Genomic DNA, 18993 nt, shown 5'->3' on the forward strand with positions numbered 1-18993 from the left:
CTGACGTTAAATACCCGGAATCGGGGAACGTTTGTGCTCGGTTTTCAAATATTGTTTTTCAAGCTTTTCTCGCGCTTCCGCATTAACTTCCTTGCCTTCGAGATAATCGCTGTTGTCACCGTAGGTGATGCCCAGCTCATCCTCATCGGTTTGTCCGTCCCACAGGCCTGCAGTAGGCGCCTTATCAAGCACGCTTTGCGGTACACCAATATGTGAGGCTAACAGGCGTACCTGGCGCTTGTTAAGCGTACTGAGCGGAGTAACATCCACCGCGCCATCGCCCCATTTGGTGTAAAAACCCGTAATCGCTTCAGACGCATGGTCTGTACCGACAACTAACAGGTTTAAATCAAACGCAAGCGCGTACTGCATGACCATACGCGTTCTTGCCTTCACGTTCCCTTTGCCTCCACGGCTCAAATGACGCGGAATGCCTAATGATTTGAAGCTGTGCTCCACTTCAATCGCGATCTCGTCCACTGCTTCCGCAATATTCGTCTCCGCACGATGCTTCAGCTGGAAAGCTTCAGCAACCGCATAGCTGTCAGCAATGTCGGATTGCGTGCCATAAGGCTGGAACACGCCAAGTGTCATATACTCCCGGCCTGTCTCCGCGCTAAGCTCATCCGTAGCTTTCTTGCAAAGTCCGGCTGCAACCGCGCTGTCGATCCCGCCGCTGATCGCAATCAGCAATCCCGTCGTGCCCGATTGCGTTACGTATTGCTTCAAGAAATCAACCCGTTTGCGAATCTCGACCTCTGGATCAATTTCCGGCTTCACGCCGAGTCTTTCAATAATTTCTTGTTGTAAGCTCATAGACACCGTCCTAAGTTATCGGCAGAACCGATCGAAAGCGTCAGACAGGTCGGCTGCAATATCCGCTGCGGAACGATTTTCGATCTGGTGCCGCTCGATAAAGTGTACCAGTTCTCCATCCTTCATCAAAGCGATCGAAGGGGAGGATGGCGGGTATGGAGCAAAATATTCACGAGCTTTCGCTGTTGCTTCTTTATCCTGTCCTGCAAATACAGTATACAAATGGTCTGGCGTGATATCATGCTGCAGCGCATCTGCTACGCCTGGACGGCATTGGCCTGCCGCGCAACCGCAAACCGAGTTCACGACAACAAGCGCCGTGCCTTTTGCGTTTGGCAATTTTTCTTCTACCTCTTCAGGCGTGCGAAGCTCCTGAATCCCAATACGGGTAAGATCGTCCCGCATAGGCTGTACCATATCTAACATGTATCTCTCGAATGACATCGACATCGAAACACACTCCTCTAATTACTTTATTTTAGCTACTATTATACCGTCCGTAGTCAAAATAAAGCAACCGGAGCGCGCTCACTCCGGTTGTTCTTTTTCATCTAATATTGGAGAATCCTCCGGTGTTTCCAACCCGTATGCCGCATTTTTATCGGGATGCGTGAATATGCCACCCTGCGGCGGCAGGCCCTTCTCGAAAATATCCCGGTTCTCGGCCGTCATAAAGCCGATGTCCTTATAGGGATGAACCCACTCATCGCCTGCCATTATGGCTGGATCCGTATCCTCGCTCCACTGCGACAACGGCGAATCAGGTGACTCATAGTTATGATCGCCGATCACGATGCCATATTGATTTACAAACGGAGCTCGGCTTCCGCGTCCTTCACGAAACTGCGGCAAAAATTCAATTTCATACGGATCGAGCGCCGGATCGTCGACATGCTGCTTCGCCTCATGCTTATGATCAGTCACAAGACCACCTCCGTCCTAGACGGATGGACGATTAGGTCCATCGAGCTTTTTGTCAAAACCGGCGGACTCCGGCGACTTGCTGTTATCTGCTGCGTTTTTTGCGTCCTGCTGAGCTTGCTCAGCCGAACGGATTTTTTCTTCATTATGTTGTGTCAACACTAACGCCTCCTCCCATTTTTAAAAATCTAACCGATAAACAGGTTAGCTTCCAAAGGTAGTATGCGCAGGAGAGCTCTTCCTTATAAATCCTGAGAAAGACGGACCATATCAACGACCTGAATCCCGTTCTCAAATATCGCTTCCGTATAATGTCTAATGAAAAAGTCCCGGTCAATGCCTATCATGCGAAAACCGCATTTTTGATATAAGGCAAGCTGACTTACCCCCGAATTCCCCGTTCCGATTTCAATTGTTTTATAACCGAGCTGCTTCGCATGCGTAATCGCATGAAGCACCATTTTTTTGCCAAGCCCTTGCCCTTGGTGAGTATCGTCTACGGCCACATTCACAATTTCCACGGTCTCCGGCCTTGTCGGCAGCAGGACATATTCAGCTATGATTTCTTTATCAATAATACCTACCCAGCATTCCCCGCGCTTCAAATATTCCTCAACCAGCAAAGCGGAAGGATCCGCTGACAGCAGCAGCTCCATCGGTGGCTGCTCTGTTGCAAGCAGCTTTCGTATTTCCACATTAATCTCCTCTGCTTCCTTTAATTTTACCCAGCACCTGCATCAACGACCTTCGGTTACAAAAAAAACCGTAAATGAACAAAGGTTCATTTACAGTCCGCATTTCGTGCGATTACTCCATTAGCAAGCGCAAACCTCCGGCAGGAAGAAGGTGACGATAAAAGCCGTTCCTTCCCCCTCTTGCGATTCCACGTCAATCCGTCCATTATGCCTTTCTGCAATACTTAAGCATAACGGAAGCCCGAGCCCTGTTCCCTGCGTCTTTGTTGTGAAAAACGGCTCGAACAAATGCTTCATCTGCTCCGGCGGTATGCCAACTCCTTGGTCCGCTATACGCAGCTCGACTTTGCTCCCTATGCAGCGGGTGCTAATATTTAAGGATCCTTTATTACCCATTGCCTCCATACCGTTGCGAGCAATATTGAGAAGCAGCTGCTTGATCTCCCTATCGTTCATCATTATCAACGGCAGATGCTCGCAAAGGCTAACGTCGATTGATTGTCCGCGCAAATTCGCATCTGCATGAAGCAGCGGCACGAGCTCGTTAATGACTTCGTGCAAGGATGACGGCTCCATGATAAGCGCTCTATTTTGAGCAAGAGACAAAAAGTCGCTGATAATCATATTGGCGCGATCAAGCTCCTCAATAATAATGCGGAAGTACTCCTTTTGGCTCTTAGGACTTCGTTCTTGGATGAGCTGGACAAAGCCGCGGATAACAGCCATTGGGTTACGGATTTCATGCGTGATGCTGGCAGCCATTTGACCGACTAAGCTTAGTCTCTCCATTCGGCCAACCTCGTCTTGAAGATGGCGCAGCTCCGTCACGTCCTGAGCAAGAAGCGCCGCCCCTGCATGCTCATTTACCGATGTCCTGAGCGGAATTGTCGTTAAAAGCAAAATCTTATCGTTATTGACGAATGGAACTAGCGAAGACTTCTTACCGTTAAGCGCTTGAACTAACATTTTCACGCAAGTATCGCAATGTCCGTTCTGGAATATAAGAGGAAAATCGACGCCAAGCAGCCCCTTATCGCCTATGTAATTCGTATGCAGATTAAACACGGTCTTCGCCAAAGCGTTAGAATGTGTGATTCGCCCTGCGCAATCTACGACGATTACCCCGAACGAGGTCTCGTCAATGAACAGCTGCAGCTTCTCTACTTCATTTCGATAATTAACTGAAATTCGCTTTACTTCTTCATGGAGCAGCTGTTTCTCCTTTACGCTTTCAATCATAAAAATAAACAGCCAGGTTGCGGTCAATGTCGCCGTTGTAGAAATCAAGAGCGCCAAAAACATTTCAAACGTCCATGTCTCTTTACTAAATGAAATGAATCCCGTAATCGTAACGATGTAATAGAGCATCATCCCCGACATGAGCAGCAGGCCTTTTCTTTGCTTGAGCAGAGCTGACGCCTGTTGAAAATGGCGAGTCGACAATACGATTAGCGTTGCGAAAACAATAATAAACGTTATGAAGCTTACCATTTCCCATACACTGTCCAGCATTGGAATCCGAATACCAACATAGATTGCCGATAATACAGCCAACGTTGGCAATCCTCCATAAAGCGAGCCAATCAAATACGGAATAAGACGAAAATCAGCTTCATAGCCAAATACACTTGTTGCCGTCAGCATGCACAATATCATCGATGCACCGCAAAAAATACCCATGAAAATCGGCATTCCCTTCCAGCCCTGCTCTTTGTTATACCAGAGCTGGAAAGCGAAAACGGGTAATAAAGCTACAATGAATTGTAACAGCAATTCCTTTAACAAAACGATCGGTTCCCCCTGCCGCGCTTCGAATGCATGCCACATATTTAGTTATGTTGAAGTAATAAAGCGTTACCAAATATTTAGAATCTATTAGTCCGATTAAAACACAAAGTACATGTATTTACAATTGTTCTTCCAACCATTTTATTATCTCTTGAATCGCCTTTTCGCCTTCAATATCATTGTGAAGCTCGTGATATCCACCGTCCCAGCGCCTAAAATGGCATTTTCCGCCTAGCTTCTCCGCAAGCAGCTGGCTGGCCTCCAAGGAAGTCACACGGTCGGAGGTTCCATGCATAAGCATCAGCGGGATTTGCAGGTTTCCTGCGTTAGCAAGCGCCCACTCTCCGCCTGAAGTAATTTCCTTAAAGGCTTGAAGCGTAATTTTTGTATGGCATAACGGATCCTCTGCAATAGGAGCCGCCATTTCATAGCCGGGACGGAACAAATCAGCGGGATCTAAGCCTGTCGATTGCTGCAGCGCCGGCATAATAGAAGCAAGCCTGCGCCCAAACCATTCCACTGCCGGATTCGGCTTGAAGGCAAGCCGCAGCCAAGGGCTAGTCAGAATCAGCCCCTGCACTTCAGGATGAAGGCGCAGCGCGCAGTTCAGCGCGACGTTGCCCCCCATGCTGTGACCGTACAAGAAAATAGGTGCGCCAGGGTGCCTCGATGCAGCTGCCTCGATCATTAAAGCGGCATCGCTTACTGCTGCGCCGAGAGAGTACAAATGTCCCCGCTTCCCTGATGAGCGGCCGTGCCCTTGCTGGTCAAGCGCAATAACGGCAATGCCCGCCTCCGTGAAGCGAGCGGCGACATGCGTATATCGGTCGCCATGCTCTCCCATGCCGTGAACGAGACAAATGGCTGCCTTGACCGCCGCTGTCTCCGGCTTCCACTCCCTGAGAAACAATACGGTTCCTTTTGCACCTGTTATTTGCCATTCCTCACGAAGCATCCTAACGCCGCCTTTCTTTTGTGGTATTATAGATCTACTAATAAATATAGCAGGTGGAACGCGATGCAGTATGATGCAATAGTAATAGGCGGCGGCTCAGCCGGATTAATGGCCAGCATTGCCGCAAGCAAGGACGGCGCTAAGGTGCTTCTCCTTGACAAAGGAGAAAAATTAGGCCGCAAGCTTGGCATCTCCGGCGGCGGCAGATGCAATGTGACGAACAATAAAGATTTGGACGAGCTTATCAAGCATATTCCGGGAAACGGGCGTTTTCTTCACAGCACCTTTTCTAATTTCAACAACAAGGATATCATTGCCTTTTTTGAAAATCTCGGGATTGCTCTCAAGGAAGAAGATAACGGGAGAATGTTTCCCGTGTCGGACAAGGCAAAAACGGTCGTAGACACGCTTGTTAATCAAGTTCGCAAGCAAGGCGTCAAAATTATTTTGAATGCTCCTGTCGATCATATCATGTTCGGAGACGGAAGAGTCACAGGCGTGCGCGTAAAATCAGGCGAAACTTTCCACAGCAGGAGCGTCATTGTTGCCTCAGGCGGAAAATCAGTGCCTCAAACCGGTTCTACCGGCGATGGCTACGCATGGGCAGAGAAAGCCGGGCATTCCATAACGGAGCTATTTCCAACCGAGGTTCCGCTCACATCAAATGAACCCTTTATTGTGAGCAAAGAGCTCCAAGGACTCTCTCTAAGGGATGTCGGATTATCCGTTTGGAATCCGAAGGGCAAGCAAATTATAGAGCATCATGGCGACATGCTGTTTACCCACTTCGGCATCTCAGGCCCTATCGTGCTGCGCTGCAGTCAGTTTGTGGTAAAGGCGCTTAAGCAATATAACACCGGAAATATCGAAGTAGCGATCGATCTCGTACCGAGCAAGAGCAAAGATGAGGTCTACAAAGAGACGCTGAAGCTCGCCGAGCTCGAATCCAAAAAAACGATTAAAAACGTGTTAAAGAGCTATTTACCCGAAAAAATGATTCCGATTTTGCTTCAAAAGGCTGGTTTGCCTGAGGGTCTTACTTATGACAACATTCCCAAGCAGGACTGGATCTCCTTGTCGCAGCTCATTAAGCATTTTCCAATACGCGTATACGGCTCGCTTTCAATAGAAGACGCATTCGTTACAGGCGGGGGAATTACCCTGAAGGAAGTCGATCCAAAAACGATGCAGTCTAAGCTCATGGACGGGCTCTATTTTTGCGGAGAGATTCTAGATATTCACGGGTATACCGGTGGCTATAACATTACCGCGGCTTTTTCCACTGGCTATACGGCGGGGCTAAACGCAGTGCTCCAATAATCCATACGCCAAAAAGGCTGTCCACGCTTGTCATTAGACAACGGACAGCCTTTTTTGTGTTTTATGCAAACGGCAGTTTATATCCGCACATCACCCGAAAAGTGATCATACGTGCCGGGGTCCGGCAGAAACTCTTCATTGTAATCCGCATCTTCATCACGATTGCGCAGTCCCTCTGGATCTGACTCCCCATCGGACAAAACCCAATCCTCATTCACGAGATGCGCAGGTATCGCAATGGCGTCAAGCGAATAGGCGCTATCCGTCACTGCATTGGCATCAATTTGGGCATGCTGGGCAAGCTGCCCCCCATGCGATTGCGCGATTTCTAGCGCAGAAGTCAAATCGCTTCCTTCAATATGTACATGCATGCGGCTGCCATCATGGAGAACCGTTTCATAGCCGAGCTCCCGAAGCGTCTCGCAAGCGAGCGCTGCGCTTTGCGCATCGTTAAAATCAAATAGTAGGGCAGAGTTCGCAGACATTTACAATCATCCTTTCTCATGTTTGGTATAGCTTGTCCAATTTATGAAAATACATGTAACAAGGAATAAAAAATAACATGACATGATTTATTCACAAATAACTATGTCAATATGTTAGGTTTTATGACATAATCATTACATGTGCATCATCACTACGCAAATGGATGGGAGGGTGTCATCGATGAATCATTTATTTTATTTGCTTTCTGAACCTATGCTCATCGTCGAATCCGACGAATCCCGTTGGTCAATTCGCGATGTCAATCAAGCCTTTGCGGTCTTTTCCGGCTTTAAAAAATCAGATCTTATGCTTCTTGATCCATCTACGATCATTTCCGTGCAGGACACAGGTCTAACCTTCGAACAAGCTATTCATCAGCTTGCCGATGAGTTAGCCGTCTCCCCCTTGCTCGAATGCAAGCTGGTAACGAAAGCCTCTACTCCGGCGGACGTACGTATGTCCTGCCGAAAGCTTCAGCTTGGAGAGCGTCCTGTATACGTTCTCATTTGCAAGGATTTGCGTGAGGCCAAATGGATAGATGACTATATTTTACATAATAAAATCATGGTAACTTCAATCGTCAATGAGCGTTTTAACATAATGAGCTTAAAACATTATTACGCCCCTGTGCAGCAGCCTTCTTCTTCATATGTAAACAAATCGATATTTGATCTCGTTGCCGAGCAAGAGCGGAATAAGCTAAAACGGGTACTCGATTATGCCAAAACCAATCGTACGACCGAAACCGTCGACTTCCAGCTAAAGCTTGGCGATCGCTGTTACAGCACTGAAGCCGTTATTCAGCCTTTTTACAACGGCAACCGGAGCTTTAAAAACTTTGTTGTCGTACTAACCAGCCTTTACGCGAACAGCAAGGAGGAAGATCCCTCCTATAAGCTCCGCATGCTTATGCTTAGCAAAAATATATCCRTAACCTCGCTCGCCCAGTCTACGCTTATCTCACTTACGACCATTTCCAAAATTCGCAACGGAAAAATAAAAAAACCCCAGCGCCTTACGGCTGAATTGATTGCTGGTGAGCTTGGGGTCAGGCCGGAAATGATATGGAGCAGCTTCAAGCGTTGATCGCTATTCTGATGAGCAGCATCCCGAAGCAATAGCAAACGTCAAAAAGGGACTGTTCGCCTCCTAAGAGGTTAACAGTCCCTTCTTGTTTATATAGTTAGCCGCGATATGGCGCTAGCGCTTCATTCAAAGCGCTAGTTTGCGCATATACCTGCTGGTAAACTTTAAAGATTCCGGCATAAGCAACAACCGCATCAGGCTGCGGAGAATAAGAATCCGCATGCTTCACGAATTTATCTGCGCAGGACTCCAGGCTCTCGAACCAGCCGGCGCCGTATGCAGCAAGCATAGCCGCGCCTAGTCCTGGTCCCTGTTCATTCTCAAGCGCAACGACCTTCGCATCAAAGATATCGGCTTGCATTTGCAGCCATACCGGATTTTGAGCGCCGCCGCCGATGGAGATAATCGTATCAACCGTTTTTCCCGCTTGTCTGAACATGTCGACCGACTCGTTAAGCGAGAAGGTAATTCCCTCCATTACCGCACGGGCAAAGTGAATCCGCCCATGGGAACCATCTACGCCAATGAAGCTCGCACGAATAACGGAATCCGCATGTGGCGTACGTTCGCCAACGAGATACGGGGTAAACAGCAGCCCGCCCGCTCCCGGTTTCACATCGCCCACGCCATCAAGCAATTGGTCGAAGCTCTCATTCGGAGCAAATGTTTTCTTGAACCAGCTGAGGCTGTAGCCTGCCGCCAGCGTAACGCCCATCACATAGAAGGAATCTTCTTTGCCGTGATTAAAGAAATGTACCTTGCCCGCAAAATCCTTCGTTTTATCATTCTCATAGGAGAGAATAACTCCCGACGTACCGATGCTGCAAAGCGTCAAGCCTTCGGATAAAATTCCTGAGCCGATCGCGCCGCACGCATTGTCAGCGCCGCCCGCGAACACTTTAGTGTTTGCCGGAAGACCTGTGCTTTCCGTAAATTGCGGCAGCAAGGTTCCGACAAAGCCATGCGATTCAACCAGCGGCGGGCAGAAGCTCGCAGGAAGCTCAAATGCGTCTAACACGTCTTTGCTCCATGCTTTGCCAGCCACGTCAAGAAGAAGCGTGCCCGCAGCGTCGGAGTAATCGATATGCAGCTCGCCGGTTAAGCGGTAGCGAAGATAATCCTTCGGCAGAAGGAACAGCTTCGCTTTCGCAAAGGCTTCAGGCTCATGCTCGCGTACCCAAAGAATTTTGGGAAGCGTAAAGCCCTCCAAGGCTGGATTGCGCGTTACGCTAAGCAGCTTGTCGCCAAGCTTGCTTTCGATTTCGCGGCATTGCTCCGTTGTGCGGGTATCATTCCACAGGATCGCATTGCGAATCGGATTTCCTTCACCATCCAGCAGCACAAGACCGTGCATTTGGCCTGAGAAGCTGATTCCCTCTATCGTGCTGGCATCGATGCCGGCAGCAGACGTCAGCTCACGCAGCGCTTCTACGGTTCCGTCTACCCAATCATCCGCCCGCTGCTCGCTCCATCCGGAATGCTCGTGAAACAGCGGGTAGCTGCGGGATGCTTCCCCAGCTACCGTGCCATTGCGGTCGACGAGCAGCACTTTAACGGCGCTCGTACCTAAATCTATACCGATTACATAGCTCATTTGCCCATGATCCTCCCGACTTAAACGCTGAAAATAACTTCGCTCAGTACAAGGCGGATACGTTCTTGACGACCGGACTCGTTCTTGATCGGATTGTTTTGCAATGCATATTGCTCAAGCGATGCAAGCGTCGCTTTGCCGGACACGATTTCCGCGCCAATGCCTTCTTTGAAGCTGCGGTAACGGTTGTCTACGATATTGTCGAGAATTTTCTCTTCCGTCAATTTCGCAGCCGCTTTAAGACCCCAAGCGAAGCTGTCCATACCAGCAATATGCGCCAAGAACAGATCTTCTGCTTCGAACGAACCACGACGAACCTTCGCATCGAAGTTAACGCCACCGCGGCCAATGCCGCCAGCTTTCAATACTTCGAACATCGTTAATGTCGTAGAGTAAAGGTCAGTTGGGAACTCGTCTGTATCCCAGCCAAGCAGCAAGTCACCTTGGTTCGCATCAAGCGATCCAAGCATGCCGTTGATTGCAGCAGTACGGATTTCGTGCTCGAAGGTGTGGCCTGCAAGCGTTGCATGGTTTGCTTCAAGGTTAAGTTTGAAGTGATCTTTCAAGCCGTATTTTTGCAAGAAGGAGATCGTTGTTGCTGCATCGTAGTCATATTGGTGTTTCGTTGGCTCTTTCGGTTTCGGCTCAATCAAGAATTGCGCATCGAAACCAATTTCGTTAGCATATGCGATTGCCATATGGTACAAGCGTGCAAGGTTATCAAGTTCAAAGCCCATGTCTGTGTTAAGAAGCGTTTCGTAGCCTTCACGGCCGCCCCAGAATACATAGTTTTCTGCGCCAAGCTCTTTACCGACCTCAAGACCTTTTTTCAACTGCGCGCCAGCATATGCATAAACGTCAGCGTTGCAAGTTGTTCCTGCGCCGTGTACAAAACGCGGATTTGAGAACATGTTAACCGTGTTCCAAAGCAGCTTTTTGCCGGAAGATTTCATGTTGTCCTTCAATAGAGCAACGATTACATCCAGGTTTTTGTTCGTTTCTTGCAAAGTTTCACCTTCTGGCGCAATGTCCACATCGTGGAATGCGTAGAAAGGAATGTTCAATTTATTCATGAATTCGAAGTTAGCTTCAACGCGCGCTTTCGCACGGTCAAGGCCGTTATATTGATCCCAGCCGCGAACCATAGTAGCTGAGCCGAAAGGGTCTGTACCATTAGCGTTAAAAGTATGCCAGTATGCAACCGCGAAGCGAAGGTGCTCTTCCATTGTTTTGCCCATAATGACTTGGTTAGGATCATAATGTTTGAATGCCAGCGGATTATCGGAGCCCTTACCTTCAAACTGGATTGTATTAATGTTTTTGAAATAGCTCATAGAAAACAAAATCCTCCTTCACGGAATTCGATATTTTTGTTAGTGCTTACATTTAGAATAACACGCCTTAACTTAGTTTGTCTATTAAACAAACTAAGTTTTTGTGTTAAACTAGCCTTATCCTAATTTTTGCTTGCAACGCCGTATTCAGTATGTGGAGCATGCAGGCTGTATATTCGATATTTCGTGATACAATAATAGATATTGTGACTTGGACGGAGGCTTTCTTTTTTGAAAATCAAACCAACAGGAGACTTAGCGCTCATCAAGAAAATAAATACGGCCATCGTACTCGAAGCCGTACTGGTACATGCCCCCCTCTCGCGGGCACAAATATCCGAGCTCACCGGGCTTAATAAAGCAACGGTATCCAGCCTCGTTCAAGATCTGATCGACAGCCATCTTGTTCTTGAAAACGGGCCTGGACAATCCAGCGGCGGACGAAAGCCTGTCATGCTTTTATTTAACGGTACGGCTGGGTATGCTGTCGGAATCGATCTTGGCGTCAATTATATCCGCGGACTGCTCGTCGATATGGAGGGCAATGTCATTGCCGAGCATCAGCGCGGTCTTAAGCAGCAGGATGCGAAGCAGGCAATCGCGCAGCTAACAGACTGTATTGAGTTGCTTATGAACGAAGCGCCTGGGAGTCCTTACGGGATTGTAGGAATTGGCGTCGGCGTTCCGGGTATTGTGGACGACAATGGCATCATTCTGTTTGCTCCGAATTTGAAGTGGCATCAGGTCGAGCTGCAGCAGCAGCTCGAAGAACGTTTCGGCCTGCCAGTTACCATTGATAATGAAGCGAACGCCGGCGCGCAGGGAGAACAGAAATACGGAGCCGGCCGCGGGATTCCCAACCAGATTTATGTCAGTGTCGGGATCGGGATCGGGACCGGAATTATTTTGAATAAGGAGCTATACAAAGGGGCTTCCGGTTTCTCCGGCGAGCTTGGCCATCTCTCGATTGAGTATGGCGGCAAGCCTTGCAGCTGCGGTAACCGTGGCTGCTGGGAGCTGTATGCCTCCGAGAACGCGCTTCTGGAGCGAGCGGCGCTGCTCGGCTTCGAGAACCTGGAGGAGCTGCTGCTGGCCGCAACTGCCGGCGATGAGCGCGTCATCGAGCTCATCCGCTCCATTGGTGATTATTTGGGCGCAGGCATTGCCAATATCGTCAACGTCTTTAACCCAAACGTGGTTATCATCGGCAATCGGATGAGCCGGGCGGCGGAATGGCTGGAGCCCGCTGTTCAAGCAGCCGTCGATCAACGCACGCTCCCTTACCACCGGGAACGCATGCGTATTCTGTTCGCCGAGCTGCAGGATCAATCCGCTGTTCGCGGTGCAACTTATTACGCGATCAGTACGTTTTTTGAAAAGATCAAAAGCGGACAATGATTGACATGACGACTGGTTTATTCAAAAGCTTCTTATGAAGAAGCGCGATTCAAAGCAGATTACAACATGAACCCTATGAAAGAAATCGAGGCGGCAACCGCCCAATACTAATAGCAAAAGACCGGAGCCTCTTGCGTGCCCCGGTCTTTTTTGCGTGCATAATAACCACTTTGATCATTTTATTTATTGGACGCGATGTACGCTTACGATTTGTAACGTTTGACCATCGATCCATACGTCAACCTGAGTCGTAATCACGGTTCCATTATTATAATAAGCAGTAAAAATGAATGAAATCGTACCCTTTAGCAGCTTTGCGAATTCTTCCTCCCAAAGCTCACCTTTCCACTTATTTTGTGCGAGACCTATCGGTTTTAAAGAAGCTTCATAACTGCCCATCCGCACCTCTACCCGGTCTGCTTTCGTCGCGGTTCCCGTCATGGTCGTATCCGCCTCGAGCACAAACTTTTCGCCTGCCCAAAATACAGCAAAGCCCCGCGGTGCATCTTCCTTCCCGGATGCTTTTACGTTGAAGGCCTTGCGATGCTGCTCCCAAAGCTCCGTATGTTTCACAAAACCGAAGAGCTGAAGCGGAAGCACCTGCAGTGATTTCGTAACACTCACCGGATCAGCCATGCCATCGCTTACCGTCATTTTCATCGTCCAAGCGCCGGCTGCAGTCAGTTTAAGAGAAGGCCCTCGTGCTGGATAAGCAGGACCATTCACGGTGTAGCTGTAGCTGCTTTTTGCTCCAAGCGGGCTGGTAAGCTCGTACAGAATCGAAAGTGTATTGCCGTCTGGGTCATTTACTTCTGACATAAATGAAGCCATATCTCCCACATATACTGGCTTTGGAGACCAGTCAAAATCACCTACCGGCGAACGATTGGTCACGAAATGAATGTAGGCGAAGATCCCTTCATTACCTGCAAGATCAGCATCGATAACCGTAAGGCGATATTCCTGTCCGGCATCAAGTCCGGTGACCCGAATGGACTGACGTTCAAACGCTAACGGCATGCTGTATTCCGTTTGGCCGTCACCATTCAAATCGATGTTCGTTACGCTCCCGTTCGCGTTCACTTTTTGCAAATAAAAGACTCGGGAAGCGTGCCCGGAAGACGGCTCCGCATCGCTAAAAGCATTAAAGCTTACCGATACCGCCGTCGGCTCCACTTCTAATTGCTCATTTACGTCGGCCGGCTTGACCGTGTCTACAAAGAAAAAGCCGTTGCTTGAATAAGGCCCCCATATGTAGCTGTCGTTTGCTCTCGCTTTCCAATAGTGCAGCCCCTCCGAAAGAGATGCCGGTGTATAGCTTGCTGCCATTATGGACGATTCAGTATCAACGACCTTGGTTCCATTTGCTGCACGGTAAACTTCGAAATCAATGGACGTAATCTGGTGTATTTCAGGATCGACGGTAAAGGTTCGCAGATGCGGACGGTTTGAATTCGTATAGATGGGATGGTTTGCATCCGAGCCGTTAAAAGAAAGCAAAAACGTTTGCGGCGGGAGATCCAGCACAAAGTATTTGCTATTGCTTAGATTCGACCAAACACCCGATGAGTACACCTGACCTTGGACCCGCACAACGCGGCCTGGTTCAATTGTGCCCTCTTGCAGATGGTAAGAAAGAGCGGCGCCTTCATGCTCAATAAATAACGCCGTTTCATTATGATCAGCATACGTTAAGGCTAAGCGATATTGCTCCTGCCGATCGTTTTCGGCATCAGCGTATGTCCATTTGATAATCGGCTCTTTCACCAAAACAGTTGGTGCTGCTGCCGTTGAGCCAGAAGGATAAGTGATCGTCATTACTGGCTTGGTTTGGTTTACAGTCGATAAAGCATCCTTATAAACGATGTATTGCCCCCAATATGACCATGCGCCGTGTAAATCTCGGACTTGCTCCTGCACGATAAGTTCCACGCCAGGACGATTGTAATACTCACGCTTGCCTGTTTTCCAGCTTGACTCGTCAGCCCAGCGAGTTCTAAACAGCTTGTCCGATAGAATGTGAGCAATGTCGGGATCATATGAGGCATCAAGCGTTTCGTAATCTAGAGACTCCCCCTCCGCATACACTTTTCCAGTAAACCTGACTTCAGGTTTGGCAACTGGCCTTCGATGGACAAAGAGCAGCTTTTTGACGGGCTCCGACCATTTGCCATAAGCTGCTAACCCGGGATTATCTTGTGCTCGAAAGCTAATCTCATACACCCCTGCCTTTGCTAAGGCGTTGATCGTCGTTCCGTAGGTTTGGCCGCTATGAACACTTAACCCTTCCGGATTTTCGAAAAAATTAGGATTATGGCTGTAGCTCCATTCTTCAACCGTCATGGGGTCTTTTTCAATATCGTTAAACAGCTTCTCGTAGGATATTGGGTCGTTGACCAGCACAGTATCATAGGTTTCTTGTGTGTACGTATCGCCGAAGTTGGTTTTCTTCACATTCGAGAACGAAGCTGAAGATTGACCAAGTGACATTAAGCCTGCAGCGCCCTTTGTAAACGTACCATCAGTTATCTCGATAACCTTGGCATAGTTAACGAAAACACGCAGCGTACCATTTACAGCTTCAACCTTGAACGGATACGCAGTAAACGGTGAACGAGCTAAAGATATGGATTGCAAGGTAGTTTTCAAACCATTTACAGCTTTGTAGAGTGTAAGCGTGTCCTTGCTCCATTCTACTGCATACATATTTTTTTCATTTTGAATGTGGAAGCCTGCGCCGATGGGTTTATCGTTCTTAATGTCGTTCACGCTGACGCTGAATTCTAACGTATAATTTTTCATCACGCTTCCAGAATCATATAGCAATCCGCCCCAATTATCGTCGAAGATGCCTACGGTGTTTGCATCTATATCTTGAAGATCAGCATTTCCTGATGCTGATACAAACGGTAGAACAGAAATGGGAGAAGTCGTCTCGATAAAGAATACAGATCCGTTCGGCAATACGGGAGTGCCTATTGCACCGCTAATTCCGAAAGCCTGATTCCCATTCGTCCCCTCTTGAATCATAGATGATCTAGACGTGATATTGTACATGCCATATCGGTAAGTCATTCTATCAAAATAGGGGCTGAATAGATCGCCGTTAGGCATTAGTCCCGCTTGATAAAATTCCAAGAACGGTGAATTCGGTATATCCGAACTAAATAAAAATGCGCCCGTTTGGGAGAAAAAATACACTTTATTATAATCGGATATGACCACCGTACCGTCTTCCCGCACGATGGGGTTATAGGAATAAGGAGCAACACTCGTATAGATCGATCTCATTAGGAAGTTTTTATAAGTACTTACGATGCTTAAGTCTACGGCGTTGTAAGTCGTCAAATACATATCGTGGCTGTCGCCGCTTTGCGAACCAAAGTTTAAACGGTATAAGTATTTTCCATCGTCGCTAACCGAAACCGTCGAACCGTCTCCCGTGCCCGATACGACTTGCGAATCCACTCGCGATCCGTTCGGTGTGATTTTAGTTATAACTTTTCCGGAAATATAAATTGTGCCATTCGGATCAACGGACATTTTATTAAAAAAAGTATAGCTCCCATTCGCTTCATATCTGGACACGGAGGATCCAGCTGCTGCCCATTCCAAACGGCGATTCTCGAGTGAATATTTATAGTAATAGGTATCGTCATTAAATGCTCCGAAATGAGTCATGCCTAAAACGAGATACTTTAAATCCGGCGTCATCTCAAAAAGTGAATATGTAAAGTTCCGGGAATCGACGCCGACTAGCCCAAATGAAAACACATCTACTTTCTTTCCTTGATTGTCGTGAACGGTAATTCTGATGCTGTTCCCGTTGATGACTTCTTTTGAATAGAACTTCTCATCCGGCATCAGCTCTCCGCTGAGCGAATCTTCTAAATTAAAGGAAGGTCTTCGTACCGCTCCTGTTACAGCATCTCTTTCGGTGTAAGAAAACACATTTTCATAGGCTGTTCCTTCTGCATTCATTCTTTTTGTTTTATGGTACGTGTACAGCCGATTAGGATTAAAAATTGAATTTGAAGCTAATCCGTAGTCCTGGTCATAGTATCCGTTAGAGCCTACAGGCTGGACTTGCCATCTCGTTTTCAATTCAAGATCACCAGCTAAAGCATACTTATTACGGGAGTTAAGCCCGCTTCCCGCGTTTGGATATCTCAGATTGAAGTTGACCATTTGTCCATTTTTCGTGCTAATTGCCGCTGCGTCTGCTTTCCAAGCAAGCTTATCTGCACCTCCGCCCACATACGGCTTTTTAGATGACCATGAGCGAAAAATGGATTGTGCTGTATAGTTTATAACAGGTGGGCCGCTCTCTTCTCCTTGTTCAGGCTGCTGCGTTACGCCAAAAACGTTGAAATTAACCGAAGGCGCATAGTTGCGAACATCCGTCATTGCAAGTGAAGAGGTCGCTGATTTACCGTAATCCTCTGTAACGGCAGCACGGTATTGCCTTTTGCCAACGGTTGTATAGTTGAGATAATGCGTTGTTTTGAAGGCGCCGTCATAAAGCGTTGTCCAAGCTTCCTCCTCAAAATTACCGTCATCATCCTGGTCATATCTCTCTTCAAGAAATAAATGTTCCAGAATATCCGCATCCGGGCTTTCGGCTTCTATGTAAAGCATGAAACCGCTGCTGCGATACGTTTCTTCAGGCGCGGTCACTTCGATTTCCGGAGGCAGGTCAGGAACAACTTCCACGGCTAAATCTGCCCATTCACTCACTCTTCCCGTCGTGTCATATACTTTTCCTTCGAAGGTATACTGCCCTACTGCCAAATTATTCTCTGTTGGAAAATCACTTGTATAAACAACATCCCCTGCTCTTTTATACCTTTTTTCTGATTTGCTGTGATCAATAGTCACTCCCCGCTCCGCTAGTGGGGTATAAGAGTTATTTAAGTGATAAGGAAAAGGAAATGCTCTTCCTTCTATGATTTTTGTAGCGCCAGCAACAACGGCAATGGGCTTCGGATCGATTACCGTTAATGCAGCTTCTGCCGAAGAGGATCCGCTGCTGTCACTCACCTTAATCGTCGCTCGATAAGTGCCTGCCTGCGTAAAGGTTTGATTGATATACTCGTATTTACTCTTATCCGGAAATAAAAGATCTAAATTGGTTGAAAATATCCATTCGTAGCTGTCGAATCCGTCCGAGCTATTCAGCAGTGATGACGTTTCCCCCGCTAAAATAATGTCTGGAACGAATCGAAGGCCTGCTTTTAATTCCGGTCGCGGCGGTAAAGTAGGACTTGGCGGTGTTGGCTCACCTACACGAATGGTCAGTTGTGCCCACTCAGATACCTTTTTAGCGCTATTCGTTACGCTAAGCTCTACGAGGTATGTTCCTTCATTCGTAAAATCCTTTGCGGACGGCTTTGTAAAAATCGTTGTTCCCTTTGGGGTCTTATATTTCCATTCTCGGATGGTGATGGTTTCCTTGCCTGGTGAATAGGAGAGTTTGTCATCAAGCTTCGGCTCAGCCGCCGACTTAATGGTCATTTCGGGGGTTGTTCGATGGTCGCCTTCATTATGGGAGATGACGGCTATTGGAATGGTGGGTTCATTCTTTTTGTTAAAAGCGATTTTAAATTCTTTCGTGTTGTTATTTTCATTTGACTCGGTTACGGCTTCCCCGAAGTCTGTTTTTGCTGTGAAGCTTTTTATGCCGCTTGTGTTAGAGGATACATTCACGGTGACGGTTTTGATTTGCCCGGGATGTACGTTTGAGATGACATCAGATTTTGTTGTTGTTCCGACGATGCCCACTGTGAAGGGGCCGCTGTCTGTTTTCCCTTGGTTCTTTGTTGTAATTTTAATGGGGACAGATTCGCCGAGCCAGGCGTCGGATGGATATATGAGTTCGCTGATGATGAGGTCTGGTTTCGCAGGCGGTGGTAGAAGCGGCTCTGGTGGTATTGTAAATACTTCGTACCACCATGATCCATCAGGCTCCCATATGTTCCACATTTGAACCACACCAGGACTAAACTTAGTTGGTTTTTGCTGAATAATTGAATAATCCAACAATGTGCTACCAGTCCAATTTGTGCTTTTGCGTATATTATAACTTTGTAAGAAAGTCGGCGACTCCTTATAGGGGTCTACAATTCGTTCAAGCCAAGAAGAAGCATTGGGGTCGCGCGATAGGTTTGTTCGTCTTATTTCTTTTAACAAGCCTTTAGGAGTTCCCCAAGGATTAATAACCCAGTTTTTTGCAACATTCAATGTTGCTCGAGAATCACTTCTAAATTTCCAGTTTCGATAAAGGTTCCCTTCTGCATCCCAACCAAGATAGCGGTATTGGCCAAGATCAAAATCGTTGTCGGATACATCGGAAGGACATCCATACACTATAACTCTTTCGCCGATACCGGCCTGATTCAGTAGAAATTTTCCACTTAATGGTTTACCGTCTCCACTTTTTAATGGGATGTTGTAGTAATCAATATATTCTTTAGCAACATCGCTATATGTTGTTGGCGCAGGACAATTTGTTGAAGCAGCGACTTGTCCATACATCGGTATAAAATTGAATAGTAGTAGTAATGTAATGGTAATTAGAAAGGTACATTTAAATGAATGCTT

At 47.5% G+C, this 18993-nt stretch carries 14 protein-coding genes; 3 read left to right on the plus strand and 11 right to left on the minus strand.

Annotation, left to right across the window (positions count from 1 at the left end; genetic code table 11):
- Positions 1 to 6: 6 nt before the first annotated feature.
- The 7 genes from nadE to AC1DLI_RS19665 form a co-directional block, all read right to left on the minus strand.
- On the minus strand, positions 7 to 816 hold the full coding sequence (gene nadE / locus AC1DLI_RS19635; RefSeq protein ID WP_477605563.1) for an ammonia-dependent NAD(+) synthetase: 810 nt from the start codon (positions 814 to 816) through the stop codon (positions 7 to 9).
- A gap of 15 nt (positions 817 to 831) precedes the next feature.
- Complete coding sequence (locus AC1DLI_RS19640; RefSeq protein WP_475774660.1) at positions 832 to 1266, minus strand: BrxA/BrxB family bacilliredoxin; 435 nt, start codon at positions 1264 to 1266, stop codon at positions 832 to 834.
- Between the two features lie 78 nt (positions 1267 to 1344).
- Entirely contained in the window at positions 1345 to 1740 is a 396-nt protein-coding gene (locus AC1DLI_RS19645) for a DUF3905 domain-containing protein (RefSeq protein WP_477605565.1), read from the minus strand.
- A 15-nt stretch (positions 1741 to 1755) separates the two neighbouring features.
- Positions 1756 to 1896 carry a hypothetical protein gene (locus AC1DLI_RS19650; RefSeq protein WP_477605567.1) on the minus strand — a complete coding sequence of 47 codons (141 nt, stop codon included), beginning with the start codon at positions 1894 to 1896 and terminating at the stop codon, positions 1756 to 1758.
- Between the two features lie 83 nt (positions 1897 to 1979).
- Positions 1980 to 2432, minus strand: a complete 453-nt coding sequence (locus tag AC1DLI_RS19655) for a GNAT family N-acetyltransferase (protein ID WP_477605569.1) — start codon at positions 2430 to 2432, stop codon at positions 1980 to 1982.
- Positions 2433 to 2552: 120 nt separating this feature from the next.
- Positions 2553 to 4217, minus strand: coding sequence for an ATP-binding protein (locus AC1DLI_RS19660; RefSeq protein ID WP_477605571.1), 1665 nt, complete (start codon positions 4215 to 4217; stop codon positions 2553 to 2555).
- Positions 4218 to 4338: 121 nt separating this feature from the next.
- Positions 4339 to 5175 carry a lysophospholipase gene (locus AC1DLI_RS19665; protein ID WP_477605573.1) on the minus strand — a complete coding sequence of 279 codons (837 nt, stop codon included), beginning with the start codon at positions 5173 to 5175 and terminating at the stop codon, positions 4339 to 4341.
- A gap of 63 nt (positions 5176 to 5238) precedes the next feature.
- On the opposite strand from AC1DLI_RS19665, the gene AC1DLI_RS19670 reads away from it, so the two are divergent.
- Entirely contained in the window at positions 5239 to 6495 is a 1257-nt protein-coding gene (locus AC1DLI_RS19670; RefSeq protein WP_477605575.1) for a BaiN/RdsA family NAD(P)/FAD-dependent oxidoreductase, read from the plus strand.
- A gap of 77 nt (positions 6496 to 6572) precedes the next feature.
- Here the strand turns inward: AC1DLI_RS19670 and AC1DLI_RS19675 are convergent, their stop codons facing one another.
- The gene (locus AC1DLI_RS19675; RefSeq protein ID WP_477605577.1) at positions 6573 to 6980 is read right to left on the minus strand and encodes a hypothetical protein; all 408 of its coding nucleotides are present in this window, start codon (positions 6978 to 6980) and stop codon (positions 6573 to 6575) included.
- Positions 6981 to 7161: 181 nt separating this feature from the next.
- On the opposite strand from AC1DLI_RS19675, the gene AC1DLI_RS19680 reads away from it, so the two are divergent.
- Entirely contained in the window at positions 7162 to 8067 is a 906-nt protein-coding gene (locus tag AC1DLI_RS19680; protein ID WP_477605579.1) for a helix-turn-helix domain-containing protein, read from the plus strand.
- A gap of 97 nt (positions 8068 to 8164) precedes the next feature.
- Here AC1DLI_RS19680 and xylB read toward each other — a convergent pair whose 3' ends face one another.
- Both xylB and xylA read right to left on the minus strand, forming a co-directional pair.
- Positions 8165 to 9661: a xylulokinase gene (gene xylB, locus AC1DLI_RS19685; protein WP_477605581.1), complete on the minus strand. Its 1497-nt coding sequence runs from the start codon at positions 9659 to 9661 to the stop codon at positions 8165 to 8167.
- 20 nt (positions 9662 to 9681) lie between these two features.
- Positions 9682 to 10995 carry a xylose isomerase gene (gene xylA / locus AC1DLI_RS19690; protein WP_364146319.1) on the minus strand — a complete coding sequence of 438 codons (1314 nt, stop codon included), beginning with the start codon at positions 10993 to 10995 and terminating at the stop codon, positions 9682 to 9684.
- A 231-nt stretch (positions 10996 to 11226) separates the two neighbouring features.
- Here xylA and AC1DLI_RS19695 point away from each other — a divergent pair, with 231 nt between their 5' ends.
- Positions 11227 to 12393, plus strand: coding sequence for an ROK family protein (locus AC1DLI_RS19695; protein ID WP_477605584.1), 1167 nt, complete (start codon positions 11227 to 11229; stop codon positions 12391 to 12393).
- A 183-nt stretch (positions 12394 to 12576) separates the two neighbouring features.
- Here the strand turns inward: AC1DLI_RS19695 and AC1DLI_RS19700 are convergent, their stop codons facing one another.
- On the minus strand, positions 12577 to 18927 hold the full coding sequence (locus tag AC1DLI_RS19700; RefSeq protein WP_477606106.1) for an Athe_2463 domain-containing protein: 6351 nt from the start codon (positions 18925 to 18927) through the stop codon (positions 12577 to 12579).
- Positions 18928 to 18993 lie beyond the last annotated feature (66 nt).

The organism is Paenibacillus sp. 01T443, from assembly GCF_056398325.1.

Excerpts from the sequence above, each read along its gene's own strand:
- AC1DLI_RS19665 (WP_477605573.1), bottom strand. The coding sequence starts at position 5,175 with ATGCTTCGTGAGGAATGGCAAATAACAGGTGCAAAAGGAACCGTATTG.
- AC1DLI_RS19640 (WP_475774660.1), bottom strand. The coding sequence starts at position 1,266 with ATGTCGATGTCATTCGAGAGATACATGTTAGATATGGTACAGCCTATG.
- AC1DLI_RS19670 (WP_477605575.1), top strand. The coding sequence starts at position 5,239 with ATGCAGTATGATGCAATAGTAATAGGCGGCGGCTCAGCCGGATTAATG.
- AC1DLI_RS19700 (WP_477606106.1), bottom strand. The coding sequence starts at position 18,927 with ATGTATGGACAAGTCGCTGCTTCAACAAATTGTCCTGCGCCAACAACA.
- AC1DLI_RS19675 (WP_477605577.1), bottom strand. The coding sequence starts at position 6,980 with ATGTCTGCGAACTCTGCCCTACTATTTGATTTTAACGATGCGCAAAGC.
- xylB (WP_477605581.1), bottom strand. The coding sequence starts at position 9,661 with ATGAGCTATGTAATCGGTATAGATTTAGGTACGAGCGCCGTTAAAGTG.
- xylA (WP_364146319.1), bottom strand. The coding sequence starts at position 10,995 with ATGAGCTATTTCAAAAACATTAATACAATCCAGTTTGAAGGTAAGGGC.
- nadE (WP_477605563.1), bottom strand. The coding sequence starts at position 816 with ATGAGCTTACAACAAGAAATTATTGAAAGACTCGGCGTGAAGCCGGAA.